At 58.9% G+C, this 25,738-nt stretch carries 30 protein-coding genes and 1 pseudogene; 17 read left to right on the top strand and 14 right to left on the bottom strand.

From position 1 onward, the window contains the following. From gspF to ACA061_RS11940, 12 genes and pseudogenes are all read left to right on the top strand, one after another. Positions 1-1,203 (top strand): type II secretion system inner membrane protein GspF, encoded by a 1,203-nt coding sequence (gene gspF, locus ACA061_RS11885; protein WP_497301650.1) that lies wholly within the window; start codon positions 1-3, stop codon positions 1,201-1,203. Positions 1,204-1,212: 9 nt separating this feature from the next. Next, a complete protein-coding gene (gene gspG / locus ACA061_RS11890) occupies positions 1,213-1,638 on the top strand; it encodes a type II secretion system major pseudopilin GspG (RefSeq protein ID WP_150618227.1) in 426 nt (141 codons plus the stop codon). Between the two features lie 2 nt (positions 1,639-1,640). Next, complete coding sequence (locus ACA061_RS11895) at positions 1,641-2,078, top strand: GspH/FimT family pseudopilin (RefSeq protein ID WP_150618228.1); 438 nt, start codon at positions 1,641-1,643, stop codon at positions 2,076-2,078. Next, positions 2,075-2,443: a type II secretion system protein gene (locus ACA061_RS11900; RefSeq protein ID WP_210701989.1), complete on the top strand. Its 369-nt coding sequence runs from the start codon at positions 2,075-2,077 to the stop codon at positions 2,441-2,443. The genes ACA061_RS11895 and ACA061_RS11900 overlap by 4 nt, the downstream gene beginning before the upstream one ends. After that, positions 2,440-3,048: a type II secretion system protein GspJ gene (locus ACA061_RS11905; RefSeq protein WP_210701990.1), complete on the top strand. Its 609-nt coding sequence runs from the start codon at positions 2,440-2,442 to the stop codon at positions 3,046-3,048. Before ACA061_RS11900 ends, ACA061_RS11905 begins: the two co-directional genes overlap by 4 nt. Then, entirely contained in the window at positions 3,045-3,767 is a 723-nt protein-coding gene (locus ACA061_RS11910; protein ID WP_150618231.1) for a type II secretion system protein GspK, read from the top strand. The genes ACA061_RS11905 and ACA061_RS11910 overlap by 4 nt, the downstream gene beginning before the upstream one ends. Beyond that, complete coding sequence (locus ACA061_RS11915; RefSeq protein WP_224450924.1) at positions 3,764-4,807, top strand: type II secretion system protein GspL; 1,044 nt, start codon at positions 3,764-3,766, stop codon at positions 4,805-4,807. The genes ACA061_RS11910 and ACA061_RS11915 overlap by 4 nt, the downstream gene beginning before the upstream one ends. After that, entirely contained in the window at positions 4,797-5,408 is a 612-nt protein-coding gene (gene gspM / locus ACA061_RS11920; RefSeq protein WP_497301652.1) for a type II secretion system protein GspM, read from the top strand. Before ACA061_RS11915 ends, gspM begins: the two co-directional genes overlap by 11 nt. Next, on the top strand, positions 5,405-5,920 hold the full coding sequence (locus tag ACA061_RS11925) for a type II secretion system protein, XpsN-like (protein ID WP_150618234.1): 516 nt from the start codon (positions 5,405-5,407) through the stop codon (positions 5,918-5,920). Before gspM ends, ACA061_RS11925 begins: the two co-directional genes overlap by 4 nt. Next, the gene (gene gspD, locus ACA061_RS11930) at positions 5,917-8,169 is read left to right on the top strand and encodes a type II secretion system secretin GspD (RefSeq protein ID WP_497301653.1); all 2,253 of its coding nucleotides are present in this window, start codon (positions 5,917-5,919) and stop codon (positions 8,167-8,169) included. Before ACA061_RS11925 ends, gspD begins: the two co-directional genes overlap by 4 nt. Positions 8,170-8,341: 172 nt before the next feature. Next, positions 8,342-8,443: pseudogene (locus ACA061_RS11935) on the top strand (polyphosphate kinase 2); the annotation flags it as partial. A 49-nt stretch (positions 8,444-8,492) separates the two neighbouring features. Then, positions 8,493-10,253, top strand: coding sequence for a SulP family inorganic anion transporter (locus ACA061_RS11940; RefSeq protein ID WP_497301654.1), 1,761 nt, complete (start codon positions 8,493-8,495; stop codon positions 10,251-10,253). A gap of 27 nt (positions 10,254-10,280) precedes the next feature. On the opposite strand, the gene ACA061_RS11945 is transcribed toward ACA061_RS11940, so the two are convergent. The 4 genes from ACA061_RS11945 to ACA061_RS11960 all read right to left on the bottom strand — a co-directional run bounded on the left by ACA061_RS11945 (position 10,281) and on the right by ACA061_RS11960 (position 14,691). Continuing rightward, positions 10,281-10,466 (bottom strand): hypothetical protein, encoded by a 186-nt coding sequence (locus ACA061_RS11945; protein ID WP_497301655.1) that lies wholly within the window; start codon positions 10,464-10,466, stop codon positions 10,281-10,283. A 230-nt stretch (positions 10,467-10,696) separates the two neighbouring features. Further along, complete coding sequence (locus tag ACA061_RS11950; protein ID WP_497301656.1) at positions 10,697-13,087, bottom strand: TonB-dependent siderophore receptor; 2,391 nt, start codon at positions 13,085-13,087, stop codon at positions 10,697-10,699. A gap of 118 nt (positions 13,088-13,205) precedes the next feature. After that, positions 13,206-14,189 (bottom strand): FecR domain-containing protein, encoded by a 984-nt coding sequence (locus tag ACA061_RS11955; RefSeq protein ID WP_497301657.1) that lies wholly within the window; start codon positions 14,187-14,189, stop codon positions 13,206-13,208. Beyond that, a complete protein-coding gene (locus tag ACA061_RS11960) occupies positions 14,176-14,691 on the bottom strand; it encodes a sigma-70 family RNA polymerase sigma factor (RefSeq protein ID WP_150618240.1) in 516 nt (171 codons plus the stop codon). The genes ACA061_RS11955 and ACA061_RS11960 overlap by 14 nt, the downstream gene beginning before the upstream one ends. Before the next feature lie 213 nt (positions 14,692-14,904). On the opposite strand from ACA061_RS11960, the gene ACA061_RS11965 reads away from it, so the two are divergent. Further along, the gene (locus ACA061_RS11965) at positions 14,905-15,621 is read left to right on the top strand and encodes a class I SAM-dependent methyltransferase (RefSeq protein WP_497301659.1); all 717 of its coding nucleotides are present in this window, start codon (positions 14,905-14,907) and stop codon (positions 15,619-15,621) included. Between the two features lie 110 nt (positions 15,622-15,731). On the opposite strand, the gene ACA061_RS11970 is transcribed toward ACA061_RS11965, so the two are convergent. Further along, positions 15,732-16,625, bottom strand: a complete 894-nt coding sequence (locus tag ACA061_RS11970) for a LysR family transcriptional regulator (protein WP_497301660.1) — start codon at positions 16,623-16,625, stop codon at positions 15,732-15,734. Positions 16,626-16,752: 127 nt separating this feature from the next. Between ACA061_RS11970 and ACA061_RS11975 the strand changes: the two genes are divergently transcribed. Genes ACA061_RS11975 through ACA061_RS11985 form a run of 3 tightly spaced genes read left to right on the top strand, consistent with a single transcriptional unit; the run spans position 16,753 to position 19,471 of the window. After that, a complete protein-coding gene (locus tag ACA061_RS11975) occupies positions 16,753-17,940 on the top strand; it encodes an MFS transporter (protein ID WP_497301661.1) in 1,188 nt (395 codons plus the stop codon). A gap of 27 nt (positions 17,941-17,967) precedes the next feature. After that, positions 17,968-18,417 (top strand): cyclophilin-like fold protein, encoded by a 450-nt coding sequence (locus tag ACA061_RS11980; protein WP_497301663.1) that lies wholly within the window; start codon positions 17,968-17,970, stop codon positions 18,415-18,417. 25 nt (positions 18,418-18,442) lie between these two features. Beyond that, positions 18,443-19,471, top strand: a complete 1,029-nt coding sequence (locus ACA061_RS11985) for an alpha/beta hydrolase (protein WP_497301664.1) — start codon at positions 18,443-18,445, stop codon at positions 19,469-19,471. Between the two features lie 84 nt (positions 19,472-19,555). Here the strand turns inward: ACA061_RS11985 and ACA061_RS11990 are convergent, their stop codons facing one another. Together ACA061_RS11990 and ACA061_RS11995 are read right to left on the bottom strand one after the other, a co-directional pair. Beyond that, the gene (locus ACA061_RS11990; RefSeq protein ID WP_497301665.1) at positions 19,556-20,554 is read right to left on the bottom strand and encodes an NADP-dependent oxidoreductase; all 999 of its coding nucleotides are present in this window, start codon (positions 20,552-20,554) and stop codon (positions 19,556-19,558) included. Between the two features lie 125 nt (positions 20,555-20,679). After that, positions 20,680-21,468, bottom strand: coding sequence for an SDR family NAD(P)-dependent oxidoreductase (locus tag ACA061_RS11995; protein ID WP_497301667.1), 789 nt, complete (start codon positions 21,466-21,468; stop codon positions 20,680-20,682). A 159-nt stretch (positions 21,469-21,627) separates the two neighbouring features. Here ACA061_RS11995 and ACA061_RS12000 point away from each other — a divergent pair, with 159 nt between their 5' ends. Further along, positions 21,628-22,203, top strand: a complete 576-nt coding sequence (locus tag ACA061_RS12000; RefSeq protein WP_210702005.1) for a TetR/AcrR family transcriptional regulator — start codon at positions 21,628-21,630, stop codon at positions 22,201-22,203. 119 nt (positions 22,204-22,322) lie between these two features. Here ACA061_RS12000 and ACA061_RS12005 read toward each other — a convergent pair whose 3' ends face one another. From ACA061_RS12005 to ACA061_RS12035, 7 genes are all read right to left on the bottom strand, one after another. Further along, positions 22,323-22,790: a VOC family protein gene (locus tag ACA061_RS12005; protein WP_497301668.1), complete on the bottom strand. Its 468-nt coding sequence runs from the start codon at positions 22,788-22,790 to the stop codon at positions 22,323-22,325. A gap of 116 nt (positions 22,791-22,906) precedes the next feature. Beyond that, positions 22,907-23,065, bottom strand: a complete 159-nt coding sequence (locus ACA061_RS12010) for a DUF2986 domain-containing protein (RefSeq protein ID WP_115146881.1) — start codon at positions 23,063-23,065, stop codon at positions 22,907-22,909. Between the two features lie 274 nt (positions 23,066-23,339). Then, a complete protein-coding gene (locus ACA061_RS12015; RefSeq protein ID WP_497301669.1) occupies positions 23,340-23,768 on the bottom strand; it encodes a hypothetical protein in 429 nt (142 codons plus the stop codon). Beyond that, positions 23,765-24,250, bottom strand: coding sequence for a GNAT family N-acetyltransferase (locus ACA061_RS12020; protein WP_497301671.1), 486 nt, complete (start codon positions 24,248-24,250; stop codon positions 23,765-23,767). The genes ACA061_RS12015 and ACA061_RS12020 overlap by 4 nt, the downstream gene beginning before the upstream one ends. A gap of 51 nt (positions 24,251-24,301) precedes the next feature. Beyond that, on the bottom strand, positions 24,302-24,733 hold the full coding sequence (locus ACA061_RS12025; protein WP_497301672.1) for a bleomycin resistance protein: 432 nt from the start codon (positions 24,731-24,733) through the stop codon (positions 24,302-24,304). Positions 24,734-24,775: 42 nt separating this feature from the next. After that, positions 24,776-25,063, bottom strand: coding sequence for a barstar family protein (locus ACA061_RS12030; protein WP_497301931.1), 288 nt, complete (start codon positions 25,061-25,063; stop codon positions 24,776-24,778). Next, a complete protein-coding gene (locus tag ACA061_RS12035) occupies positions 25,063-25,629 on the bottom strand; it encodes a P-loop NTPase family protein (protein ID WP_497301673.1) in 567 nt (188 codons plus the stop codon). Before ACA061_RS12035 ends, ACA061_RS12030 begins: the two co-directional genes overlap by 1 nt. Positions 25,630-25,738: the final 109 nt, after the last annotated feature.

Consider the following 25,738-nt stretch of genomic DNA (forward strand, 5'->3'; position numbering starts at 1 on the left):
ATGAGCCATTTCAAGTACCGCGCACTGGACGCCGATGGCGTTTCTCGACAGGGCAGTCTGGAAGCCGCCGATGAAGCGGGCGCCATCACTGTGCTGCAAAAACGAGGCTTGTTGTTACTCAGCCTCGAAGCCTGCGCCGGTGATCGGCTGACGGGACCTTTGCGGCGTGGCGTACTGAATGGCGCCGCACTGGTCAGCTTCACCCAGCAACTGGCGACGTTGTTGGGTGCGGGCCAACCGCTGGAGCGCGCGCTGGGCATTCTGCTCAAGCAGGCCACCGATCCGCGGCGCCGAGCGTTGCTGGAGCGGGTGCGTGAGCAGGTCAAGGCCGGTAAACCGCTGAGCCAGGCTCTGGAAGAAGAGCACGGCCAGTTCTCCGGTTTGTACATCAGCATGATGCGCGCCGGTGAGGCGGGCGGTTCGCTGGAGCACACGCTGCATCAGCTTGCCGATTATCTGGAGCGCAGCCAGACACTGCGTGGCGAAGTCATCAATGCGCTGATTTATCCGGCCTTCCTCATCGTCGGCGTATTGGGCTCGCTGGCGCTATTGCTGGCGTATGTGGTGCCGCAATTCGTGCCGATCTTTCGTGATCTCGGCGTGCCGATTCCGCTGATCACCCAGACCATCCTCGTTCTCGGCGAATTTCTCAGCGCCTATGGCCTGCTGGTGCTGGCAGCTCTGGTGCTGGCGGCGTGGGGCATCGCTGTCGCACGCCGTGATCCGCAACGCCGCCAACGTCATGACCATCGTCTGTTGTTCATCAAGGTCATCGGCCCGTTGTTGCAGCGCATCGAGGCCGCTCGGCTGGCGCGCACGCTGGGCACGTTGCTGAGCAATGGCGTGGCGCTGTTGCAAGCAATGATCATCGTCCGCGAGGTGTGTGGCAATCACGCCTTGCGTGCCCAGGTCGAGCAAGCCACGCAACGGGTCAAGGGCGGCGGCACGCTGGCGCAGGCTTTCGGCGAACAACCGCTGCTGCCGGAACTCGCCTTGCAAATGATTGAGGTCGGCGAACAGGCCGGCAATCTCGACGCCATGTTGCTCAAGGTCGCCGAGGTTTTCGATGTCGAGGCCAAACGCGGCATCGACCGTTTGCTCGCGGCCCTGGTGCCCAGTCTGACCGTGGTCATGGCCGTGCTGGTCGCGGTGATCATGCTCGCCATCATGCTGCCGCTGATGAGCCTAACCAGTAACATTTGAGGAAAAAACATGTCCCGTCCAAACGCTGCCGGCCGTCGTCGGCAAGGCGGTTTCACCCTGTTGGAAATGCTCGCGGTCATCGTCTTGCTCGGCATCGTTGCCACCATTGTGGTGCGCCAGGTTGGCGGCAACGTCGACAAAGGCAAGTACGGCGCCGGCAAGGCGCAACTGTCCAGCCTGAGCATGAAGGTCGAAAGCTACGGCCTCGATGTCGGCAGCCCGCCGGCCAACTTACAGCAGTTGCTGCACAAACCGGCCAACGCGGTCGGCTGGGCCGGGCCGTACGCCAAGCCTTCGGATCTCAAGGATCCGTTCGGCCATGCGTTCGGCTATCGCTACCCCGGTGAGCACGGCAGTTTCGATCTGATTTTCTACGGTCAGGACGGTCAGCCCGGTGGGGACGCCTACAAGGCCGACCTCGGCAACTGGGAATAACCGTGCACGCCTTGCAGCGCTCTCGCGGCTTCACTTTGATCGAACTGCTGGTGGTGATCGTCTTGATCGGCGTCAGCATCGGTTTGATCAGCTTCGGCGTGGGCAAGGGCCTGCAATCGGCGAAGGAACGTCAGGCGCTGACGCAATTGGTGCAGTCACTGCGCGCTGCGCGGGTGCAAGCCATCGTCACCGGTCAACCGGCCCAGACGCATTTCGATCTGCACAAGGCGCGCTTCAATGGCCCCGACCATAAGCCGCACAGCTTGCCGCAGGACATGCATGTGCAACTGGTCACCGCCGAGGGACTCGGCGCGGCATTCGAGTTCTATCCGGATGGCGGCTCCAGCGGCGGGCACCTGATGTTGTCGCGCAACGACAAGCGTTGGCGGATCGATATCAACTGGCTGACGGGCAGCGTTCAGTTGCACACGCTCAATTGAACCGCCAGCGCGGTTTCACATTGCTGGAAATGCTGGCTGCCCTTGCTGTGCTGGCGGTGTGCAGCAGCGTCCTGGTAGGGGCGTTCGGCAACAGCGCCCGGGCCTTGCAGCAAGTGCAACGCAGTGATCGTTTGAGTCTGGTCGCGCGTTCGCTGATCGACGACGCCAGTGACCGTGCCTTCGTAGCCGGGCGCAGCAATGGCGAATGGAGCGGGGTGCGCTGGCAAATGAATGTAAGCGTTGTCCCCGGCCCTAATGGATCGGCCAATGCTTATCGGCTGGATCTGCAAGTGGACGATGGCGGCCGGCATGCCCGGTACAGCACCTTGCAAGTGCGCAGCGCAGGCAGCGGTGCTGGCAAATGAAGGGTAATCAGCGAGGCTTCACCCTGCTGGAAATTCTGGTGGTGATCAGTTTGCTCGGCGTGTTACTGACGTTGATCGGCGCAGCGATATCGGGTGCCAATCGGGCCATGGCCAAGGCCGAGCGCTACAGCAACCGCCTCGATGAAGTGCGCTCGACGCAGAATTTCTTGCGCAGCGCCATCGGCCAGGCATTGCCTCTGGCAGAGGGAAAACCGGGTGAAAGCCAATCGCCAATCTTTCAGGGTGACGCTGACAGTTTGAGGTTTTACGCGCCGCTTCCCGCGACGGTGGGCGGTGGTATCTATCGGCACCAAGTGAGTCTCGTAGAGGGGCGTTTGCAGGTCACTCTTCAGCGTTTGCAGGGCGAAACCTTGCAGTCGGCCAGGGAACCGCAAGTGCTGTTGCAGCAGGTAAAAGCGCTACATATGAGCTACCGGGGCCTGTCGCCCGAGGGGAAAACGACGGAGTGGCTGGATCACTGGCCATGGCCCGGACGGCTGCCGCGCGCGGTGTGCATCGACGCGCAATTTGCCGGGGCTATCGTGTGGCCGAGGCAGGTTGTTCGTCTGCGTCTGGATTTGTCCGGCGAGAACATCACGCCATGAAGCGTCAGCGCGGCGTCGCGCTGCTTCTGGTGCTGTGGGTGTTGGCGCTGCTCGCCACGTTGCTCGCCGGGCTGGTGGGTTGGGTGCATTTACAGAACCGTCAGGCCCTTTGGCAGCGCCAGCATTTACAGGGGCAACTGGCTGCCGAGGCGGGTATCGCCATGGCGGTGCTGGCCCAACTCGATCACGACCCGCAACGGCGCTGGCTGGCGGACAACCAAGTGCATGCCTTGCGTTTCGATGATGCCGAGCTGGCCGTCAGCCTGCGCAGCGAGCAGGGCCAGGTGGATCTAAACGCTGCGCCTGCCGAGTTGCTCGCGCGGTTGTTACAGGCATGCGGCGCGCCCCCCGGGGATGCGCGGCAACTGGCGCAAGCCGTCGAGCGACGTCGCGCCGATGATCAGGCGCCGCTGCGAATGGTCGAGGAACTGCGCGAGCTGCCTGGCATGACCCAGGCGATTTACCAGCGAGCCGTACCCTACGTGACGTTGTGGAGCGGGTTGCCAGCACCGGATCCGCGCTTTGCGACGCCCTGGTTGCAACAGGCATTGAACCTGCCACGAGCACGCCCGAGCGTCTCACCCGCCGGGTCGATCATCACCGTTAAAAGCCGGGCGACCTTGCCCGGCGGCTACACCACGACGCTTCGCGTCACGTTGTTATTGAATCCATCGAAGGAGGGGGCACGACCTTACCGGGTCTTGCGCTGGCAAGAATGAAGCAATTGATCTCACAGCCTCTGGCTCGGCGATTTGCCCAGGTCCACGGCCACTGGCAAAGCCACTGGCGCGGCAGCCTTGCCCAGCGTTTGTGGCAGGCGTGGTTGCAGGAGCTGCGCAACGCACTGCCGGCCCAAGTGCAGCGCGGTTTGCTGCCGCGCAACCGAGAGCATCGGTTGACATGGCCGCTGCCCGAGGCGCTGCCTGATGCTGGCGACGACCGGGTTGTGTTGCTGTTGCCTTATGCGATGGTTCTGGCGCAAACGCTGGATCTTCCGCTCGCGGCCACACGCGATTTGCGCAGTGTGGTCGGGTTTGAACTGGACAAGTACACGCCGTTTCCCCGCGAGGACATGCACTTTGTCACTCGCGTGCAAAGCCGTGGAAAAAGCATCGCGCGGGTGTTGCTGGTGGCGATTGCGCGTGAGCGTCTGCAAACCGTGCTCGATCATTGCCAAGCCCGCGGCCTGCATGTGCACGCCATCGATTGCCGGGGCAGCGACGGCGAACCTTTGGGAGTCGATCTGCTGCCGGACGAATACAAACACCAGCGCGCCCGTCGCAACTACTTGCCGCGTTATCTGGCGATGACCTGCGTCGGCCTGTTGCTGGCGTGCATGGTGCTGTGGCTGGACGCGCGATCGGCGCGTATGGAAGCGATGCAGGACGCCGTCGATCAGCAACGCGAACAAGTGCAGGCGCTGCAAAACTTGCGTCGTGAGTTGGTCAACACCCAGGGTGCCGCCCGCTATCTGGCGCAACGCAAGACTGCCCGGCCCAGCGTGTCCAGTGTGTTGCTGGACCTCACCGGTTGCCTCGGCGCCGATACCTGGGTCGAGCAACTGGACATCAGCGAAGACGGCGGCGTCTCGATCACCGGTCAGAGCGCCCGGGCCAGTGCCTTGATTGCCCGCGCCAAAGACTGCCGAACCCTGAGCGATGCGCAGTTCCAGGGGATCATTCAGCCCGACGAACAGACGGGCAAGGAGCGCTTTTCATTGCACGCGCAATTGCGCAAGGAGCCAGCCGATGCGTCGTGAATTGACCGCGCGCGAACGTCGCGGCGCAGCGCTGATCGTGCTGGCACTGGCCGTGTGGGCGGGGTGGTGGCTGCTGGTGCAGAGCTGGTTTCTCGGCCCCCTGTTGCAGATCGAAAACCAGGCCGACAGCCTGCGCGAACAACAGCAGCGCTACGCCGGCGTCCTGCAGCAACGCGACGCTCTGCAACAGCAGTTGCAACAAGCCCGGCGCGACCCGGCCAGCCGCAGCAGCCTGCTGCCCGGCACCGACCCGAGCGGCGTGGCGGCCGACCTGATGCAACGCAGCCTCGATCTGGTCAAGGCACATGCCGCTCAGGGGCCCGGATGCCAGGTCACGCAACGCATGCCGATCACTCCAGAGCAAAACAGCGCCGAACCGTATCGCCAGGTCAAAGTCAGCCTCACCCTCGAATGTGCCATGGAGCCCCTGACCGGGCTGCTGCACGATCTCGAATATGGCCAACCGTTTCTGTTTGTCGACCATCTGAGCATCCGTCGTCAAACCTCCGCGCCAGCCAGCGGAGGTGCAGGGCGGTTGCAGGTGAATCTGCTGTTGCGCGGTTATCTGCAACCGGCCAACGGCAAGGAGCCCGGAGCATGAGGCTCAGCCATATGAATCTGCTCCTGCTAACCATCGCCGCGGCGCTGGGCGCAGTTTTTGTAGTGCTGTTACTCGGCGCGGGACGAGCTGAACACTGGCTGCCCGCCGATCAACCGCGTCATCTGCCGGCCAGTGCAGCGCCAAAGCCGCTGCCAACCTTGACCGCGCAAGACTTGAGCCTCAGCTGGCAACAATCGATTTTCAGTCCCGAGCGCAAACCCGACCTCGTCAGCGGTAAAGGCGGGACGGCCGCGCTGCAAGGCGTTGCGTTGACCGGCGTGGTCATCGATGGCCAGGCGCAGTGGGCGCTGTTGCGCCTGGCCAACCAACGCACGCTCAAGCTCGCGGTCGGCAAAGCGCTGGATAACGGCTGGACCCTGACCGCGCTCAGCCCACTGCAAGCCACTTTCATGTACCAGGGCCAGACCCGCCAGCTGAGTCTGCCCGTGCTACGTCTTCCGCCGCCATCTACGGCGCCCCTTATCACTCTTCCCAATGTACCGAGACCATGAACAATTGCTTTCCTGAAATCCTTCGTTTGCGCAGCCCCTTGCTTTGTCTCGCCACGGCCGTGGCTCTGGCGGGCTGCGCGTCCACGCCGTCGTCGACGCAAAATGACCCGGCCCTGATACAGGAAGCACTCAACGGTACCGGCTCGCAACGCGCGCCAGTGGTGGATGCGCCCGCCGATACGCCGGGCGCGTCAGTGTCCGATGACGTCACACCGGCGCGCCGGCAGATCATTCGCGGCAGCCAGAACTTTGTGCGTCCGGCAGCGCCTGCCGCCGGCGCAAAGGCTGGCGCCGAGCCAGGCGGGGACATCGTCTTCAACTTCACCGACCAGCCGATCGAAGCGGTGATCAACAGTGTGATGGGCGACCTGCTGCACGAAAACTACAGCATCGCCCAAGGCGTCAAAGGCAATGTGAGTTTTTCCACTTCCAAACCGGTGAACAAGCAGCAAGCCTTGTCGATTCTGGAAACCCTGCTGTCCTGGACGGAAAACGCGATGATCCGCCAGGGCGACCGCTACGTCATCCTGCCGTCGAATCAGGCGGTCGCGGGCAAGTTGGTACCGGAAATGCCGGTCGCCCGACCTTCCACCGGCCTCACCGCGCGCCTGTTCCCGCTGCGCTACATCTCCGCCACGGAAATGCAGAAACTGCTCAAACCGTTCGCTCGAGAGAACGCGTTCCTGCTGGTAGATCCGGCGCGTAACGTGCTGAGTCTGGCCGGCACCCCGGATGAACTGGCCAACTATCAGGACACCATCGATACCTTCGACGTCGACTGGCTCAAGGGCATGTCCATCGGCGTCTACGGCCTGCAACGGGCATCGGTGGCCGAATTGATGCCGCAACTGCAAAAGCTGTTCGGGCCTGACAGCGGCATCCCGTTGGCGAGCATGGTCAAGTTCATGCCCAACGAACGCACCAACTCCATCGTCGCCATCTCGTCGCAGCCGGCGTATCTGCAGGAAGTCGGCGACTGGATCGCGACCATCGACGAGGGTGGCGGCAATGAACCGCAAATGTACGTCTACGACGTGCGCAATATGAAAGCCTCGGATCTGGCCAAATACCTGCGCCAGATCTATGGCAACGGCGCGATCAAGGAAGACACTGCCGCCAAGGTCGCGCCGGGTTTGCGCACCGCCTCGCTGTCGTCGCTCAATGGCAGCGGCAATGGGCTTTCCGGCGCGACGTCGCAAGCATCTGCCGGTCTGGGCGCTGAAAACAATCGCGCGCAATCGAGCGGTGAAGAGGAGGAGGCCGAGGATGATTCCTCTGGTGGCGAATCGGGCGACAGCGAAAGCGCCGACACTGCAGAGTCCGGCGGGCAGGCTGCGGAGCAGAGTCTGCAACAGAGCGTGCGCATTACCGCGCAGAAAAGCACCAACCAGTTGCTGGTACGCACGCGACCGGCACAGTGGAAAGAGATCGAATCGGCTATCAAGCGGCTGGACAACCTGCCAATGCAAGTGCAGATCGAGACGCGGATCCTTGAGGTCAAACTGACCGGCGAACTGGATCTCGGCGTGCAGTGGTATCTGGGCAATCTGGCCGGCAATTCATCGAGCACGACGGTCGCCAACACCAGCGGTAATCAAGGCGCGCTCGGCGCCGGCGGGGCAGGGCTCGGTGCAGCGGATTCGCTGTTCTATTCCTTCGTCAGCAACAACCTGCAAGTGGCGCTGCATGCACTTGAAACCAACGGGCGCACGCAGGTGTTATCGGCGCCGTCCCTGGTGGTGATGAACAACCAGCAAGCGCAGATTCAGGTCGGTGACAATATTCCCATCAGCCAGACGACCGTCAATACGAGCAATTCCGACACGACCTTGAGCAGCGTGGAGTATGTGCAGACGGGGGTGATCCTTGATGTGGTTCCGCGAATCAATCCGGGTGGTCTGGTGTACATGGACATCCAGCAACAGGTCAGTGACGCCGATACGAGTAACGTGACCTCCTCTCAACCCAATCCGCGCATCTCGACCCGTTCGGTCTCCACGCAAATCGCTGTGCAGAGCGGGCAGACGGTGCTGCTCGGCGGGTTGATCAAGCAGGACAATGCGGAGTCCACCTCCAGCGTGCCGGGTCTGTCGAAAATTCCTGGCCTGAAATGGCTGTTCGGCAATACATCGAAGTCGCGCGATAGAACCGAGCTGATTGTCCTGATCACCCCACGGGTCGTGACCAGTGCGAGTCAGGCGCGTCAGGTTACGGACGACTACCGCCAGCAGATGCAATTGCTCAAGTGACAAGTCACGTCAGCTCGCAAGCTGCAGGCTTGGGCGAAAGCAGTCGCTGCTGACTGCTTTTGGTGGGTTGTGACAGGCAAGTATGAACTAAGCTTTTCCGTGCGCTTGAGGATGTAGGGTCTTGGCCATCCTGGCATGGTTGAAGTCATGGATGCAGCCCGAGGTTCCGTAAAAGGATGTCGCGCGCGAGAAGGTGATATTGCCCAAACGGCAGAAGCCAGGCGGCTATCGCGACCCGGATTATCCGCACCGGCGAGTGCCCGAAAAATTCTGACGGGTACGTGTAAGCAAATCTGCGTTGTACATCTAAAGGGCAAAGTTCTATGAGCGATTTGGATTCTTCGCCTCCCGTCCTCGAACCGGGCCGAATTGCCCGTCGCGATTGCGGCAACGAAACCGGCTGGGGCCGCTGGCTTCCTGGACTCCGCACGCTGCGCGGGTATCAGGTTGCCTGGTTGCGTCACGACATCATGGCCGGACTGGTGCTCACCACGATGTTGGTACCCGTCGGCATTGCTTACGCCGTGGCATCGGGCGTCCCCGGCATCTATGGCCTCTACGCGACCATCGTTCCGTTGCTCGCTTACGCGTTGTTCGGGCCTAGCCGGATTCTGGTGCTGGGCCCGGATTCCTCACTGGCCGCCGTTATCCTGGCTGTCGTCCTGCCCCTGTCGGGCGGCGACCCGCACCGCGCCGTCGCCCTGGCGGGCATGATGGCGATCGTTTCAGGCACGGTGTGTATCCTGGCGGGCATCATTCGTTTGGGCTTCATTACGGAGTTGCTTTCCAAACCGATCCGCTACGGGTACATGAACGGCATCGCGCTGACCGTATTGATCAGCCAACTGCCAAAGTTTTTCGGTTTTTCGATTGACTCTGACGGTCCGCTGAGAAACATATGGGCCATCTCCACCGCAGTAATGGAAGGAAAGACCAACTGGACTGCGTTCATGATCGGCGCGGCCACATTGGTCGTGATCCTTCTACTCAAACCCTATAAACGGGTACCGGGCATCTTGGCCGCAGTGGTCGGTGCGACTGTCGCCGTCGGTGTGCTGGACCTTGGCGCGCGGGCCGGGGTGTCGGTGCTCGGTGTTCTTCCACAAGGTTTACCTGGGTTCGCCATCCCCTGGATTACCCGCGCTGATATTGTCCCCGTGCTTATCGGCGGTTGTGCCGTCGCTCTGGTGTCATTCGCCGACACCAGTGTGCTTTCTCGTGTCTATGCAGCGCGGACCCGCACATACGTGGACCCGAACCAGGAGATGGCAGGGCTCGGCTTTGCCAATCTGGCGGCTGGATTTTTCCAGGGCTTTCCAATCAGTAGCAGTTCTTCACGTACCCCCGTGGCTGAAGCCGCAGGCGCCAAAACCCAGTTGACCGGCGTTGTTGGCGCGTTGGCAGTTGCCTTGCTGCTGGTGGTGGCGCCGAATTTGTTGGAGAGTTTGCCCAGCAGCGCATTGGCAGCGGTGGTGATCGCATCAGCCATTGGCTTGATTGAAGTCACCGACCTGCGGCGAATTTATCGGATCCAGCGCTGGGAGTTTTGGCTGTCGATCGTGTGCACCCTCGGTGTGGCTGTATTTGGCGCGATTGAGGGCATCGGCCTGGCCATCGTAATAGCCGTCATCGAATTTCTGTGGGATGGCTGGCGACCATATTCCGCAGTGCTGGGGCAAGCCAAAGGCGTCAAGGGGTACCACGACATCCAGCGTTATCCTGACGCGAGCCTTATATCGGGCCTGGTCCTGTTTCGCTGGGATGCACCGTTGTTTTTTGCCAACGCCGAACTGTTCAACGAGCGAGTGCTTGACGCAGTGGCTGCATCGCCTACGCCCGTGCGCTGGTTAGTCGTAGCGGCAGAACCCGTCACCAGTGTGGACGTGACCTCGGCCGACATGCTGGGTGAACTGGACGAAACCTTGCACGCGGCGGGCATCAAGTTGTGCGTGGCCGAGATGAAGGACCCGGTCAAGGACAAGCTGAAGCGATTCGGGCTTTTCGCAAGGCTCGGCGAAACGGCGTTCTTTCCAACTATAGATGAGGCAGTCAGCAGCTATCTCGGCATGCGTCACGTGGATTAGCCGGTTCGGCAGGACGTCGCAGTCTGACTACATTCTGTTCATTCTGGGTTGAATTTGTTGTCGGGGAATTATTCCCGTCCCCGTGCGAGCCGGGCTGCCATCCATCGTTTGCTTGTTTTGCAAATTTTCTTCTTCTTTTTGGTCGTGACAAGACGCGCCAACGAGACAGATGGTAGCGGCAAGTAAAAAAACAGGAATAAAACGCTTGATCATCGGAACCTCCACGCTTTGAAAATCAAGTGGCTCAGATTCTCTCCATGTAATCGCACTAGGTAAAAGCTTAGGTGAACGCTTGAGTTACCTATGGCTGCCCGACAGCCGGACCACGCTGATTGTGTCTGGATTGCCTTGATGGCTGGGAAACCGAAAAAGACCCCAAGTCGACGATGCCCGCGGTAAAGCGGGCACCGCTTCCTTTAAGGGAAAAAGGCTTACACGCCTGCTTACCAGTTGTAACTCACTTTGGCGGTAATCTCGCGACCCGGGTTGTAGAAATTCGCTGTGCCGGAGCCGACCACGTGCTGTTCATCCATCAGGTTGCTGACGTTCACCGCAAGGTCGGTGCCCTTGGCAATCTTGTAGTTGAAGGCGGCGTCGAACAGCGTGGTGCCATCGCTTTTGCCGGAGTTGGCTGCATCGAAGTAATAAGAGCCGACGTAGCGCGCACCCAGGCCAACGCTGACATCAGTGGCGGGGACGTCGTAATAACTCCACAGCGAAGCGGAATGCTTGGGTGCCGTGGAGAACTCATTACCCTTCAGGGAGCTGCCGTCATACAACGAACCGCGCAGTACCTCGGACTCCATATAGGAATAGCCACCGATCAGGCTGAGGTTCTGCGTCACCTGCGCCTTGGCCTCCAGGTCGAGACCACGGGCCCGCGATTCGCCCACCGTCTGTTGCTCAATGATGCCGCTCGGCAGCACCACGGCGATGGTGACGTTTTCCTGGGTCAGGTCATAAACGGCGGCGGAGAACAGTGCGTCCATCCCCATCGGCGCATATTTCACGCCCACTTCGTACTGCCTGCCCGTCTGCGGTGTTACGCCAACCTGCGGCGGCGAGACGGATTCCACCATGCTCACATAGGTGGACACCTCATCGTTGACGATATAGGTCAACGCACCTCGGTAGGAGGTTTCGGAGAAGGTGTCTTTCTCAGTGGATTGCAAGCCTTTGCTGGTCAGGTCCATCGAGTCGTTGCGCACACCGCCGGTGACGATGAAACGTTCGTAGAACGACAGGTTCTGCTGCAGGAATACGGCCTTGGTGGTCGCGTCTCGCTTGTTCACGGCATACGGCGCGATTGAGCGTGAAACCCCGGTAAACACGGGGTTTGCAATGTCAATCGGGGTCGTCAGGGCGTAGATCGAGCTTTCCTTGGTGGTCGAATCGAGGTACTCCACGCCCACCAGGCTGCTGCTGTCGATGTTCTCGAAGCGGGCATCGTATTGCAGCATCAGATTGCCGTTGAACTGGTCGGCTTCACTGTCTGTTCCAAACATATACCGGTCAACGGTAGTACCGACTCGTGCGGCGCTGTCGCTGAGGTAAACGTAGCCAAAATCATCGGTCAACTTGCTGTAACGCAGATTGCTGCGCAGTACGAAGCCGTTATCGAAGTCATGGGTGATGTTACCGCTGAGGCTGGTGCGCTCGACATCGTGGAAGTTGTAGCTGGGCTCGCCATAGAACTTGCTGCGGTCGTATTCCTTGTCCAGCGGATAACCGCCGCTGTTGGGCGAACTTTCGGTTTTCAGGTAGTCCAGAATCATCGTCGCCGACGTGTAATCCGTCGGTGCCCAGGTGAGGCCACCCATAAACAACTGGTTGTCGTCCTGTGAGTGATCGTACTCGCGGTCGCTGTTCTGGCCTTTGGCAGTAAAGCGGCCAGCCAGGGTTTTCTCGTCGTTCAGCGCATCCCCCACATCGATGCCTGTCTCGACATGGTCAAACGAACCGTAGGTCACATAGCCTTGGCCAAACTGCTCGAAGCGCGGCTGTTTGGTCACGAAATTCACCGAGCCGCCTGGGTCTGCGGGGCCAAACAGCGTGGAGTTGGCGCCACGCAGAATCTCGATGCGCTCATAAGCGAATGGATCTTCGCGTACGCCGCGCATCGAACTCAGGGTCAAGCCGTCACGGTAGGTGGTGGCCTGGAAACCCCGGATCTGGAAATAGTCGTTGCGGTCATCCGTACCATAGAAGTCAGTGATCACGCCCGGCGTGTATTGCAGCGCCTCTTCCGTGGTGCTGACGCTGCGTTGCTGCATTTCCTTGTTGGTAACAACCGACACCGATGCCGGTGTATTGAGAATGCTGGTTGCCACCTTGCCGCCAACCCAGAGCTCCTTGGCGACCACCGAGTTGGCGTCGTCGTCGGCACTGACCCTGACCTTGGCATTGATGATCAGGGGGGCAAGGCGGTAGTCCTCGACGTCCGTTGCATCGAGCTCCAGCGGGCCGGCGGGCTTTGCTTGAGGGAGCAGCAGGTAGGCGTTCGGGCCTTGCTGTTCGATTTGCAATTCGCTCCCCTGCAGCAACGATGACAGCGCTGCCGACGTATCGAGCGTGCCATTCACGCCAGCAGTGGTGCGGTTCACTACACTCGACGCGTCGAATGAAAGACTGATGCCAGCCTCGCGCGCAAAGCGGTCAAGCGCCGGCGCCAGTGGGCCCGCAGCGATGTTCCACTGCTTGATTTGATTGCTGTGATCAGCGCTCGACGTTTGCGCCAGCGATGGCAATGCGTAGCTGCTTACGATCAAACCCAACATCGCACCGTGCAAGGCACGATTTAATGGATGGCGCTGTGAAACCGGGGACGAACTCATTTTCTCGCTCCAAGAAAGGACATCGGCAGACTGGCCTGTATTCCGGCCTTCCAAAGAGGTCGAACGAGAATGAGAAACCACCTCATTATTTTTCACGAACTACAAAGTTCAAATCGGCTCAGGTGGCAGCAGCGGTCACGGTCACCCAATAACGGGTCCGATAATCAATCTGCAAGTGCAGTGACTGCGCGATCAAAGCCAGGACCTGATCGTTGTCGGCGAGCTGGAAGGTGCCGGAAACGCGCAGATCAGCAACCTCTTCGGCGCAGCGCAGTACCCCGGGGCGATAACGCGACAACTCCACGATGAAATCACTAAGGCGCATGTTGCGCGCACTGATCACGCCGTCACCCCAGCTCCATAGATCAAGACCGTTGTCCCTGACCATTTGGGCGCCACTTGATGTGAACAGCAGCTGATGTCCGGCCTGGACGCTGCGGCTGGCAGACGTTTGACTGGAGCCGGGGAATACCGTGACTGATCCTTCCTGAGCCGCGACCAGAGTGCCGTCGTCAAGCTCGCGCGCCAGAAAGCGCGAACTCTGAGCGCGCATGATCCCGTCACGTGATTGCACCCAGAACGGTCGCGCTTGAGGCGAGTGTTGATCCGCGCCGACATTCACGATGATTTCACCACGCCGCAGAATGAGCAGGCGTCGCTGGGCGTCGAAATCGCTATCGACGGCGCTATCGCTATTGAGCTGGATAAGGCTGCCATCATCGAGTTGGAAGCGTCGTTGCTCGCCGGTGCTGCTGCGTTGCTGCGCCAGCATGGCGGGTACGGGCGTGTAGTCCCGGCCGAGCCAGGCTGCCGTGCCAACAGTCGCCAATATGCCCAGTAGCTTCAGGCTTTCCCGCCGGCGCAATCCATGATGGGTGCCATCAAGGGTTTGTCGGGCCAGTTGAGCTGGCACGCCTGTGAGTTCATCCCCAAGCGTTTCCACACGCTGCCACGCCAACACATGCTCTGGGCGCTGCTGCAGCCAGTGCTCGAAAGTGCGTTGTGTTTGTTCATCGGCTTGATTGAAGCGAAGGCGCACCTGCCATTGAATCGCCTGCTCGACAATCGCCGGATCCAGCGCCTGCGGCTCACGCCTCGACATAACGCAAGCGATAGCAGTGTTGCAGGGCCGTGGCCAGGTCGCGTTCCACGGTCGCGCGGGAAACACCCAGCTTCTCGGCTATTTGCGCGCAGGTCAGACCGTCGAGTCGGGCAAATAAAAACGCTTGGCGAACTCTCGGTTTAAGCGTACCGAGCATGCGGTCAATGCGCTCGAGCGCATCAAGAATCATCAGCCGGCTTTCTTCCGAGGGAACCTCGTGTTGAGGCAGCAACGTGACGCTTTCCAGGTAGGCACGTTCGAGTTCGCGACGACGGAACTGATCAATCATCAGTCCGCGGGCGATACTGCTCAAATAGGCGCGTGGTTCGCGCAAGGGGCTGGACTGACGGGATTTGAGCAGACGTACGAAGGTGTCCTGCGCCAAATCCGCTGCGTTATCGCGACATCCAATGCGTCGGATCAGCCAGCCGTGCAACCACGAGTGGTGGGTGCGATAGAGCAGCCCTAGATCTGCAGTACCTAGTGTTTCGTCGCTGCGCATCGGAATCCCAGCAAGTACATGATTGATAATTAATCGCATTCTACTCACGCGATAGGCCTTAGGTAAATACGTGGCGCTCAGTGTCTGCTTTTGCCGACCGCAGAGCGCCGCTCCAGGCATGCATTCCCCGCAGGAATGCACCGCATAAAATTTATGCATTTTTTTTATCCGGTTTCTCGGCGTACCTTGCTGCAAAGACAAGGAGATCGCCCATTGAACTCATCCACTGCCAATCCCGCCGATAAATTCGATACCTCCCGCGCCAGCGAATACGCCAGGCAAAGCCGCATCGCATTGGCCGGTTACGATGCCTGTCACGATCTTGCGGCGTGCATGTTGGCCGCCAGTCTCGGTCACTCGCGGTCGGCCAAAGTGCTGGTCGTCGGCGCTGGCGGTACGGCGCAGGAAATCATCGCAATGGCCACGCTGGAGCCGAACTGGAGCTTCACCGCAGTTGATCCTTCCGAGCCAATGCTGGAAGCCGCGACGCAGCATTTGCAGGCCAACAACTTGCTGCACACAACGAAGGTGCACCTGGGGTATGTCGACGACTTGCCAGCGGACGAGTCATTCGACGCAGCGACCCTGATCGGCGTACTCCATCACCTGAATGGCGACGAGCAAAAACACGCCATCCTGCAATCGATCAAGGCTCGCTTGAAACCGGGCGCGCCGTTGATCGTGGCAGGCAATCATTACGCTTACGCGAGTCAACCGCTGTTGTTGAGCGCTTGGGGTCAACGCTGGCGGCAACAGGGCGCCAATGCGGAGGAGGTGAGGGCAAAGCTTGGCAAGATTCTTCAGGGCGCGGATCCGCCGCATTCCGAGGCGGCGGTTCAGGCGTTGCTGCATGAGGCGGGGTTCGGCGAGGCTACGCGGTTTTTTAGCAGCCTGTTCTGGGGGGCGTGGTTAACCTGTCGAACGGTCTGAACGCAAGCTGTCGGTGGTATTCTTCTGCCGCCGCGCTTGGCTGATGTTTGAAGAGCATGAATTCTCGGGGCCGGTCAAAATAACAAATCTCAGAGCATAGGCTCGCGCCACTAAACCCCTTCGCGCAGCGCATTCGCAACCAATGTAAATGCAGGCGAAGGTTGCCGGCGATTGGGGTAGTACAAGTAATATCCAGAAAATGGTAAGCACCAGTCTTCCAGAACCCGCACGAGCCGGCCTTCCTGAAGATGCGGTTCAAACTCCTCTTCGGGGAGGTAGGCAATGCCCAGCCCGGCCAAAGCGGCATAGACGATGTGGGTGGACGTGTTGAAAATGAGCTGGCCGTCTACGCGCACGTTCACTTGTTTGCCGCGCCGCTCGAAATCCCATACGTAGAGCCCCCCGGATGTCTGCATACGCTGATTGATGCAGTTGTGGTTCATCAGGTCTCGTGGATTTTTCGGGCGCTCGTGCGCGATGAAGTACGCTGGCGAGGCTACGACGGCCATGCGTAAGGGCGGCCCTATCGGAACGGCGACCATGTCTTTGTCGATGGTATCCCCAAGACGCACACCCGCATCAAAACGATCCGCCACGATATCTCTGAAGCCGTAATTGACGTCGAACTCGACATTGATATCGGGGTATTCGTGTAGCAATGCGGTGAGTTTTGGAAGGAGTGTTGTCCGCAAAACGTGATCGCCGCAGGTGATGCGTACCGTGCCGGCAGGCTTGTCGCGCAGGTCCGTCAGGATATCCAGTTCCGTTTCGATTTCATCGAAGCGGTGGCCGATCGCCTGCAACAGCCGTTCGCCGGCTGCTGTCGGCGAAACGCTGCGTGTGGTTCGCGTCAACAACCTGATTTGCAGACGTGTTTCCAGACCGCTGATGGCCTGACTCAGTGCAGATTGCGTGACGCCCAAAACTCCCGCTGCTCGCGTAAAGCTGCCTTCGCGCGCCACCGTCACGAAGGACAGCAGATCGTTGAGATTTCTTCTGACCATTTTGCAAACGCCGTTACAGTCGATTGATTAGCTGAGCTTATAACCTTGTTAAGCATTCATTAGCTAGTCGCGCACGCGTTCACTCGTCACCATTGTCGGCATGAATATGAATGTTAGTGAGGCCCCAATGGTCGCTGTCTCCAATCCCCAGAATGCGCCCGCTCATTGGAGTGGCGTCTTTGCAATGACGCTTTGTGTCTTCGCGCTGATCGCGTCGGAGTTCATGCCGGTCAGTCTGTTGACGCCGATGGCCGATGATCTTCAGGTGACGCAAGGGATGGTCGGGCAGGGCATTGCGATCTCCGGAGCATTTGCCGTTTTAAGCAGCCTGACCATCTCCTGGATGGCGGGGACCCTCAACCGCAAGATTTTGCTGATGGCATTGGCAGGGTTGATGGCCGCTTCCGGCGCGATCGTCGCACTGGCCCCCAACTATCTGACGTACATGGTCGGTCGTGCCTTGATCGGTGTGGTCATTGGTGGGTTTTGGTCGATGTCCGCTGCGACCGCGATGCGACTGGTACCCGCCTCGCAGGTGCCCAAAGCCTTGGCCATATTCAATGGCGGCAATGCGTTGGCTACCGTGATCGCCGCACCGCTGGGCAGCTATCTGGGCTCGATCATCGGTTGGCGCGGGGCGTTTTTTTGTCTGGTACCCGTAGCGACGATTGCCTTCATCTGGCTGTGGATCAGCCTGCCGACCATGAAGGTAGCGCCGCGCACGTCGGGAACGGGCAATGCCTTGAAGCTGTTGCAGAACCGATCTGTCGCAATCGGCATGGCCGGGTGCGGCGCCTTTTTCATGGGGCAGTTCGCCCTGTTTACCTACCTGCGACCTTTCCTCGAAACGGTGACGCGTGTCGATGTATCCACACTGTCGCTGATCCTGTTGGTGATCGGAGTAGCAGGCTTTATCGGCACTCTGATCATCGGCCCGTTTTTACGGCGCGGTCTCTTCCGGACATTGATCGTCATACCGATGCTGATGGCGTTGATCGCTTTGGCACTGATTCCGTTTGGCGCCTCGGTCGTAGTCGTTGCCGCGCTGCTTGGCTTTTGGGGGTTGTTGGCCACCGCGGCGCCAGTCGGATGGTGGAGCTGGATCGCGCAGGCCTTGCCCAACAATGCCGAGGCCGGGGGAGGTTTGATGGTGGCGGTGATTCAACTGGCCATCGCCCTGGGTTCAAACATCGGCGGACTGCTTTTCGATCATGGCGGCTATCAGAGCACTTTCGTGTTTAGCGCAGGCGTGCTGCTACTTGCCGCGTTCGTGACGTTGCTGACATCACGCTCCCCAATATCGCAATCCGCTTGAGTCCGACAACTTTTCGGGAGATAGACCATGAGAGCACTTCGCTGGCTTGGTTTGCTGTCTGCAATGCTCATGCTGGGCGGTTACGTCGCTGTATGTGATGCCGCGTCGGCGTCCTTAAAACCGGAGAAATCTCGCATGTGGATGACCGTCGGGGAACAACGCTTCGCCATCACTTTGGCCGACAACGCCGCCGCCGGCGCGTTTGCCAGGCTACTGCCGTTAACAATCGAGATGAGCGATCTCAACCGCAATGAGAAACACGCCAGCCTTCCAGAAACTTTGCCCGCCAACGCGAGCAAACCGGGAACGATCCACCGCGGCGACTTGATGTTGTATGGCGCGGATACGCTGGTGGTTTTCTATTCAACTTTTAATTCGACGTATTCCTATACGCGGCTCGGGCGTGTGGATGACATCGCTGACCTGGCTCGGGCGCTAGGGCGAGGGGATGTGCACGTGATGTTCTCTAAAGACTGATCAATCCGAATCAACAGGGATTCCAATGAAAAAGCTCATTGTTCTATTAACGCTTCTTGTCAGTTCACTCTCAGCAACAGGAGCCGATATGTCCAACGGCGCGGATAATTTTTACACCAGCGAAAAAGTGACGGTGCAGAAGGTTACTTTCAAAAACCAATATCAAATGAATGTGGCGGGGAATCTGTTCATCCCGAAAAACCTCGACGCAAAATCGAAGAGCCCGGCGATTGTTATCGGCCACCCGATGGGCGCGGTCAAGGAGCAGAGCGCTAACCTCTATGCCACGAAAATGGCCGAGAAGGGCTTTGTGACTCTGTCACTGGATCTTTCATTCTGGGGTGAAAGCGAGGGGCGTACGCGCAATGCTGTTTCGCCGGACATCTACGCCGAAGACTTCAGTGCGGCAGTGGACTTTCTCGGTTCACAGACTTTCGTCAACAAGGAGCGTATTGGCGCAATCGGCATCTGTGGCAGCGGCAGTTTCGTCATCAGCGCGGCCAAGATCGACCCGCGCATGAAAGCCATCGCAACGGTCAGCATGTATGACATGGGCGCAGCCAATCGCAATGGTTTGAAGCACTCGCAAACGCTTGAGCAACGCAAGTCGATCATCGCGCAAGCGGCACAGCAGCGTGATGTTGAGTTCGCTGGTGGTAAAACCGCTTACACCAGCGGCACGGTACATCAACTGGATGAAAACACTCATCCCATTCAACGCGAGTTCTATGACTTCTACCGCACGCCCCGCGGCGAGTACACACCGTCCAGTTCCTCTAAAGAGTTGACGACGCACCCGACTTTGACGAGCAACATCAAGTTCATGAACTTCTACCCGTTCAATGATATCGAGACGATTTCTCCGCGCCCGATGTTGTTCATTGCCGGCGCTGATGCGCACTCAAGGGAGTTCAGCGAGGAGGCCTACAAGCTCGCCGGACAACCCAAGGAGTTGGTTATCATCCCGGGCGCCGGGCATGTTGACCTCTATGACCGTGTCAATCTGATTCCTTTCGACAAGTTGGCTACCTTCTTTCAGAACAATCTGAAGTAACCAACACGCAGGAATTGCCTCGCCCAACAGCCTCACGATCGTGAGGCTTTCGCGAGAGTTCGAGTGACATTCTTTTCAATACGCTTATTGAATGGTGACAGTGACTTTGCCTTTTGATCTGCCTTGCTCGACGTACTGCAACGCTTGTGCAATCGATTCAAAAGGGAAGGAACGATCGATAACGGGTTTGATGACACCTGCTTCGATAAGCGCGGTAATTTTTTGCAGTTGTGTGCCGTCAGCGCGCATAAACAGAAATGCATAGCTCACCCCGTGCTTGCGGGCTTTTCTGCGGATGCCGCTGCTCAGCAGGCGCATGACTTGCCGCAACACCCAAGACAAGCCTCGCTCCTGGGCAAATTGCGCGGTCGGCGGCCCCGACAGGGAAATGAGCTGCCCGCCAGGCTTGAGAACCTTGACTGATTTATCCAGTACGTCGGCGCCGAGGCTGTTCAACACCACGTCGAAGTCGCGCAGTTCGTTTGCAAAATCCTGCTGTTGGTAATCGATGACCACATCCGCGCCGAGTGCTTTCACCCAGTCGACATTCGCCGCGCTGGTGGTGGTCGCAACGAAGGCGCCAAGGTGTTTGGCAAGCTGAATGGCCAGCGTGCCGACGCCGCCGGATCCGGCGTGAATCAGCACCTTCTGGCCTGTTTTGACTTGAGCGATCTCAACCAGCGCCTGCCAGGCCGTCAGGGCAGCCAAGGGGATGGAAGCCGCTTCGGCCATATCGAGATTCGCGGGTTTCAACGCGAGCGCGTTTTCGTTCACCGCGATCAGTTCAGCAAACGTCCCGATGCGTGACTCGGGAGGGCGTGCATAGACTTCGTCTCCTGGCTTGAATCGCTTTACCGCCGATCCCGTGCGTACGACTACGCCGGCCAGGTCATTGCCCAATATCAGTGGGAATGTATAGGGCAGGATGAGTTTGAATTCCCCGGTTCTGATCTTGGAGTCCAGCGGGTTCACACTCGCTGCATGCACCTGGACCAGTACGTCATGCACACCGACTACCGGGTCGGGCACTTCGCCGATTCGTCCGTTCTGCTTGCCGTAGCGATCGATAAAAAATGCTTTCATGTTGCAGATGCTCTGGTCGGTGGAGTGAGAAGGGCGCGGGGTTCCAGGTCGCGATAGGCGAAGGGTATTGCGCCAACCAACACCGACTGATTAGGCGCGTTAATCAATGACGTGCTCGCCATGATTCAGACTAGCGTCAAATAGCGTTGCGCCACGGCGGACTGGCGGATCTGCGACAAAAGCCCCTGACGCGCGGTTTGCAAGGCATCCCAGCGCTCGCCTTCATGCAGTGGCGGAATGGTCACCGGTTCGCGTCGGTCGAAGCCAACCAGTGCGGCGTCGACCAAGTCACCGACTTCCATGATTTCGCTCAAGGTGTTGATGTCGATACCGGCGCGATCCCAGATCTCCGTGCGGGTGGCGGCGGGCAGTACGGCTTGCACATAAACACCCTGGGGCGAGAGTTCCAGGCTCAGGCCCTGGGACAGGAACAGCACAAACGCTTTGGTCGCGCCATAGACCGACATGCCGAACTCAGGTGCCAGACCTACCACCGAACCGATGTTGACGATCGCGCCGTCACCTGCTTTGGCCAGGCGTGGTGCGATGGCGCTGGCGAGTCGCACCAGCGCAGTGGTGTTGAGGGCCACCAGTTGTGCAACGTTGTCGGTGCTTTGTTCGATGAAGGTGCCGGACTGCGCTGCGCCCGCATTGTTGACGAGGATGCCGATGCGCGCGTCATCACGCAGGCGCGCTTCAACGGTATGCAAGTCGCAGAGTTGCGTCAGATCGGCCTTGAGCACTTCGACGGTGACGTTATGTGCGCCACGCAACGTTGCGGCAAGGGTTTCCAGACGCGCGTGGTCGCGGGCGACCAACACCAGATCATGCCCGCGCTGGGCAAAACGCTCGGCGTAAACCGCGCCGATGCCGGTGGAAGCGCCAGTGATGAGAACGGTAGGGCGAGTAGTCATGATGTCAGCTCTTTTCAAGTCACACGGTTTGGGATGTGGGATGTTCGTACTGTCTGCATTTAGGATGATGATCGGAATCTAAGCTGTCAATGTTTTAATTACGAGCAACATCTATGTATCATCAGGCGATGTATTTCCAGCGGTAGCGAGGTATCCAACATGCGAGTATCCAAGGCTCAGGCCCAGGCGAACCGGGAACACATCGTCGAAACGGCGTCAGTTGTATTTCGCGAAAAGGGTTTTGATGGTATCGGCGTGGTCGACGTGATGGCCGCCGCCGGTTTTACCCATGGCGGTTTCTACAAACATTTCGGCTCGAAGGCTGACCTGATGGCTGAAGCCTCGGCCAAGAGCCTTGCGCAGTCTCTGGCCAGTGCCGAAGAGCTGAGCGTGAAGGATTTCATCGATGTGTATGTGTCCCGGGATCATCGCGATGGGCGCTCCACGGGTTGCACCCTGGCGGCGTTGTGCGGTGATGCGGCGCGTCAGTCGGACGATTTGAAATCGGCCTTCGCTGAAGGCATCGAGCGCACGTTGCAGACGCTGGGCGAAAAATGCCCGACGGGGCCGGAGGCGGCATCGGGTGAGGCCAGGGTGAAAATGATCGACCTGCTGGCGCGTGCGGTCGGCGCGATCATGCTATCGCGCGCTTGCCCGGACGACTCGGCGCTGGCTGATGAGATTCTGGCGGTGTGCCACGCGCAAATGACCGAATCATTGGTCGTTCAGTCGTAGACGGGGTAGATGGATGTCTTACAAAGCGTTCTGACTTGCGTTTATTCCGGTGTTGGCCAAGACGTACTGGCCGAACGCAGTCGTCCAAAGCAGTCTGTTCTGGAGGCCTTGGCTAACGCCTACAGCGAATCAGGGCTAAACGCAGCCTCGACAAATGCCTCGAGCGATTTTTCTTCCAGAATTTCGATGGAAAAGTGTCCGAAGCGTTTGGGCAGCCAGATGATGCGTGTCCCGGACGGTGATTGAAGGTCTGCGCGTAGCAATGGTTGTCCATTTTCATCTTCAGGCTGCACACCGGCGATCAGCAATTCGTCATACGCCTTTTCGATGTCCGGTGTCGAATAGCAGTGACGGTAGATCATCCCTTCGCCAGCGTTATCCAGCAGCGTCTTCAGGTTCCCCGCCAACGGTTGCACCAGCATGAAACGCTCTTGCCCGATCACCGCAATCGAGTAGCGCACATGCAGTCCGCCTCGCTCCCATATCTGGGTTTTGGAGATTTTGGCTTTGAGGATCAGTGCGTAGTAAGCACACGCTTCTTCGAGATCGTTGACCAGTACGTCGACATGACTGAACTTCAGTTCCATTGAATGCCTCCCGCCGAAACGGCCGTGCGGATTAATCTCGGGGGCCGGGAACTCGATCAAGATTGATGAATGGTTCCCCAACGGTTTCCAGTGGCCGTGCCCTTGAGGGTGTTGCCTCAGCTATCGGTAGAAACGACCGGCTCGGCAACAGTTTCCTCAGCCATCTTCAGCCGGTCAGCCTTGCTGATGTACTTTTCTTTTTTCGGGGCCAGTTTCGCGCTGGCCTTTTTGGCTTTTTCCCTGAACAACTGCTTCAGTTTTTTCTGGCGGTTCATGTTGATGACTCGGGTTGTCTGTTGAATATCGACGATCGAAGGGTTTCTCGCTCGCCTTGACCAGAGAGTCGCATAAGCAAGTGTCGCTGTCTCTGGCCCAAAAGGGCAGGCATCCTGACGCATGGCCGGGGTGCAGGCAACATCAATTCCTGACATCGCAATAAAGTTGCGAACAGACTTGATCGTCGGGCCGGCGCTTCTTACATGGACGAATGCCCCGCACCCGGAATCAAGTGAGCGTAGACGCGTTTTGGCATCTGCATTTGAGCGTCGATCAATACGGCCGGTTACGCGCGCAGTCGGGCGGGAGATCACCAATCTGGATCAGGCCGACCATAACGGAAGGGTCGTCTCTGGAGCCCCAGGACACCGGCGCCCCATGCGCCACCAGGTCGTAGATCCTGCTTACGCCGAGCAACTGACCATTGCGGTTATCGTATAAGCGGAAAAATGCCGGGCTCTCCCAACGGATGAACCAGGACAGATCTTGCGGATCGTCAGGATGGAACTGAGGATGAAAGGAGTTTGGCAACACCCAATAAGGCCTGAATGCCTGGACCCGAACGCAGCCATCGGGGCTGATGTCAGCGTCGCCGTAAGGGTTGGCCAGCGCTTTTTCCCACCACTGGGACGCCGCCCACAGTCCAATGTAAAACACCACTAAACCGAGGACGATCATCAAGAGTCGGCGTTGCCTGCTCATGCCAGACGCATGCCCATTTCAACTGCACGGTCCTCGAAACCGAACTCGGCATACATGCGCGCCGCACGCTCATTGAACGGCCAGACTGTCAGGCGCAAATCCTGTGCGTCATGTTCAATCGCCCAGTCCCTGACGAGTTGCATCAGCGCCCGACCAATGCCTTTGCCGGAAAACCGCTCGGCGACACACACCGAGCCGATGCGCACCACCTTTTGTGGCTGCATCAGCGGTGGCGAACTGGCCGACAGACTGCCCGTAATGAGTGCGGCGGGTTGATCGCCGACGTGCGCAATAAACACCTCCTGATCCGGCTTCTCGAAAACCCCCGACCAATGCGGCAGGTCGCGGGAGAAGTCTTCAGTGGCGGCAGCATAAATATCGGGACGGGCTGCGTGGTGTACGGAGTTGAGCAACTGGCCCAACTCGCACATGGTCAGTGCGTCTTCAGCGGTTGCGATGCGGTAGGTGATGGTGTCGTCCATGATGAGTCACGTTCCTTGAGTAAGTGGAGGGGGCGCGGCAAAGCCAAATCTTCAGGTTGAACTGACCGGTCGCTCCCCCAGACGCTCTACCAGCCTTACCAGATAACCATCCGGATCCTGAACGATGAATTCGCGTTGCCCCACTTCTATCGTGTCAGCCCGGTACCAAGTGTCTCGGCATTCCCGGTAAAGTGCAAAGCCTGCTTCGCCAAGTTTGCGGATGACGGGGTCCACAGCCTCGACATCAATCTGCAAATTGATGCCTCTGCCAAATGGTTTGCTCAGCGTAGCGGTCAGCCATTGACCAGCGTTCGGATCAACTTGCTCGAGCATGACTTGAGCGCCGTTCAGATCCAGATAAGCGAAGCCATCTTCCGCACGTTGATAAGCAATGCTGAAACCAAGGCATGACACCCAGAAAGCCAAGCTGTTATCCAGATGGGTAACCATGAGTTCAGGAACCAGTTTGTTGCGTTCAAACATGAGATGACTTCCTTTTCGAGCTGTAGCCCATGAATTGAATCTTCAGTCGAATGCCACAGCGGGCGCTGATTCTGGATACTCGCTTGCCATTTGTGCCAGACATTTTTGCAGCAGTGCCGCCTCTCTGGGCAGGCGGCTGGAAAAACCATCCCACCCGCAAATGTTCAAATGCATGGGCATTTCGACGAGCCCTGTGATGGCGTCCCAAAAAGCGTCCCAGTTGCAGCCGTACCAGTCGGGGAATCCGAGGGCTTCTTTCAACATGCCATGGAGTGCCTGGCTACTTTGCACTTCACTTAGATCAATACTCACAAGCTCAAGTCGCGACATCATTCACCCTCACCAATAACGCTATCGCTGTCGATGCTGTGACCACGTGCCGGTTTGTTCAGACCCGCCACAAACGCCGAAATCTGCCGCGTCCCGCTCAGGTGAATAACCGGAATCTGCGGTGCTATCGCCATTCGCCTGGCCTCGCTGGCTGGGCGATTGACTCGGTCAAAGTGCCAGACATATTTCAGAAGGACCAGAAAGGCTTTATCCATTCGTTCGGTGCATCCTGCCGGCAGGTCCGGGCGTGGCCGGTTCATTGCGCTGCGCGTGATGACCCGTCGCAGGCAGGTCAGGCGCGGTGTTTCGAGCCAGATGATCAGGTCTGCACGGGGCAGGCGCAGATCGAAGGTGCGTCGGGAATAATTGCCCTCGCATACCCAGGCATCTCCGGCGATGGCTTGTCGTACCCGCTCGCGGAAGACCTCGTCATCCGGTTCGATCCAGCCGGGTTCCCAGAACAGCGGATCAAGGTGAACAACGGGCACGTTCAGACGCTGGCCGATTTCCCGGGCCAAGGTGGACTTCCCACTGCCGGAGTTGCCCAGAATGGCGATGCGTTGCATATGCAAATCCCTTGCGGCAAAAGTTGGCAATTCTAAGCCACCAAGGCCTGGGGCAGGCCATCGACCGCAAAAAAAAGCCCGGCAGTACGCCGGGCTCGGGATCGCTCAA

The sequence above is a fragment of the Pseudomonas sp. LBUM1668 genome, from assembly GCF_059695715.1.

Excerpts from the sequence above, each read along its gene's own strand:
- ACA061_RS11960 (WP_150618240.1), bottom strand. The coding sequence starts at position 14,691 with ATGCGCAGCGACGAAACACTAGGTACTGCAGATCTAGGGCTGCTCTAT.
- gspF (WP_497301650.1), top strand. The coding sequence starts at position 1 with ATGAGCCATTTCAAGTACCGCGCACTGGACGCCGATGGCGTTTCTCGA.
- gspG (WP_150618227.1), top strand. The coding sequence starts at position 1,213 with ATGTCCCGTCCAAACGCTGCCGGCCGTCGTCGGCAAGGCGGTTTCACC.
- ACA061_RS11990 (WP_497301665.1), bottom strand. The coding sequence starts at position 20,554 with ATGAAAGCATTTTTTATCGATCGCTACGGCAAGCAGAACGGACGAATC.
- ACA061_RS11945 (WP_497301655.1), bottom strand. The coding sequence starts at position 10,466 with ATGATCAAGCGTTTTATTCCTGTTTTTTTACTTGCCGCTACCATCTGT.
- ACA061_RS12000 (WP_210702005.1), top strand. The coding sequence starts at position 21,628 with ATGCGAGTATCCAAGGCTCAGGCCCAGGCGAACCGGGAACACATCGTC.
- ACA061_RS11980 (WP_497301663.1), top strand. The coding sequence starts at position 17,968 with ATGAGAGCACTTCGCTGGCTTGGTTTGCTGTCTGCAATGCTCATGCTG.
- ACA061_RS11955 (WP_497301657.1), bottom strand. The coding sequence starts at position 14,189 with ATGTCGAGGCGTGAGCCGCAGGCGCTGGATCCGGCGATTGTCGAGCAG.
- ACA061_RS11975 (WP_497301661.1), top strand. The coding sequence starts at position 16,753 with ATGGTCGCTGTCTCCAATCCCCAGAATGCGCCCGCTCATTGGAGTGGC.
- ACA061_RS12005 (WP_497301668.1), bottom strand. The coding sequence starts at position 22,790 with ATGGAACTGAAGTTCAGTCATGTCGACGTACTGGTCAACGATCTCGAA.
- ACA061_RS12025 (WP_497301672.1), bottom strand. The coding sequence starts at position 24,733 with ATGTTTGAACGCAACAAACTGGTTCCTGAACTCATGGTTACCCATCTG.
- ACA061_RS11970 (WP_497301660.1), bottom strand. The coding sequence starts at position 16,625 with ATGGTCAGAAGAAATCTCAACGATCTGCTGTCCTTCGTGACGGTGGCG.
- ACA061_RS11925 (WP_150618234.1), top strand. The coding sequence starts at position 5,405 with ATGAGGCTCAGCCATATGAATCTGCTCCTGCTAACCATCGCCGCGGCG.
- ACA061_RS12030 (WP_497301931.1), bottom strand. The coding sequence starts at position 25,063 with ATGTCGCGACTTGAGCTTGTGAGTATTGATCTAAGTGAAGTGCAAAGT.
- ACA061_RS11910 (WP_150618231.1), top strand. The coding sequence starts at position 3,045 with ATGAAGCGTCAGCGCGGCGTCGCGCTGCTTCTGGTGCTGTGGGTGTTG.
- ACA061_RS12015 (WP_497301669.1), bottom strand. The coding sequence starts at position 23,768 with ATGAGCAGGCAACGCCGACTCTTGATGATCGTCCTCGGTTTAGTGGTG.
- gspD (WP_497301653.1), top strand. The coding sequence starts at position 5,917 with ATGAACAATTGCTTTCCTGAAATCCTTCGTTTGCGCAGCCCCTTGCTT.
- ACA061_RS12010 (WP_115146881.1), bottom strand. The coding sequence starts at position 23,065 with ATGAACCGCCAGAAAAAACTGAAGCAGTTGTTCAGGGAAAAAGCCAAA.
- ACA061_RS11995 (WP_497301667.1), bottom strand. The coding sequence starts at position 21,468 with ATGACTACTCGCCCTACCGTTCTCATCACTGGCGCTTCCACCGGCATC.
- ACA061_RS12035 (WP_497301673.1), bottom strand. The coding sequence starts at position 25,629 with ATGCAACGCATCGCCATTCTGGGCAACTCCGGCAGTGGGAAGTCCACC.
- ACA061_RS12020 (WP_497301671.1), bottom strand. The coding sequence starts at position 24,250 with ATGGACGACACCATCACCTACCGCATCGCAACCGCTGAAGACGCACTG.
- ACA061_RS11915 (WP_224450924.1), top strand. The coding sequence starts at position 3,764 with ATGAAGCAATTGATCTCACAGCCTCTGGCTCGGCGATTTGCCCAGGTC.
- gspM (WP_497301652.1), top strand. The coding sequence starts at position 4,797 with ATGCGTCGTGAATTGACCGCGCGCGAACGTCGCGGCGCAGCGCTGATC.
- ACA061_RS11905 (WP_210701990.1), top strand. The coding sequence starts at position 2,440 with ATGAAGGGTAATCAGCGAGGCTTCACCCTGCTGGAAATTCTGGTGGTG.
- ACA061_RS11985 (WP_497301664.1), top strand. The coding sequence starts at position 18,443 with ATGAAAAAGCTCATTGTTCTATTAACGCTTCTTGTCAGTTCACTCTCA.
- ACA061_RS11940 (WP_497301654.1), top strand. The coding sequence starts at position 8,493 with ATGAGCGATTTGGATTCTTCGCCTCCCGTCCTCGAACCGGGCCGAATT.
- ACA061_RS11950 (WP_497301656.1), bottom strand. The coding sequence starts at position 13,087 with ATGAGTTCGTCCCCGGTTTCACAGCGCCATCCATTAAATCGTGCCTTG.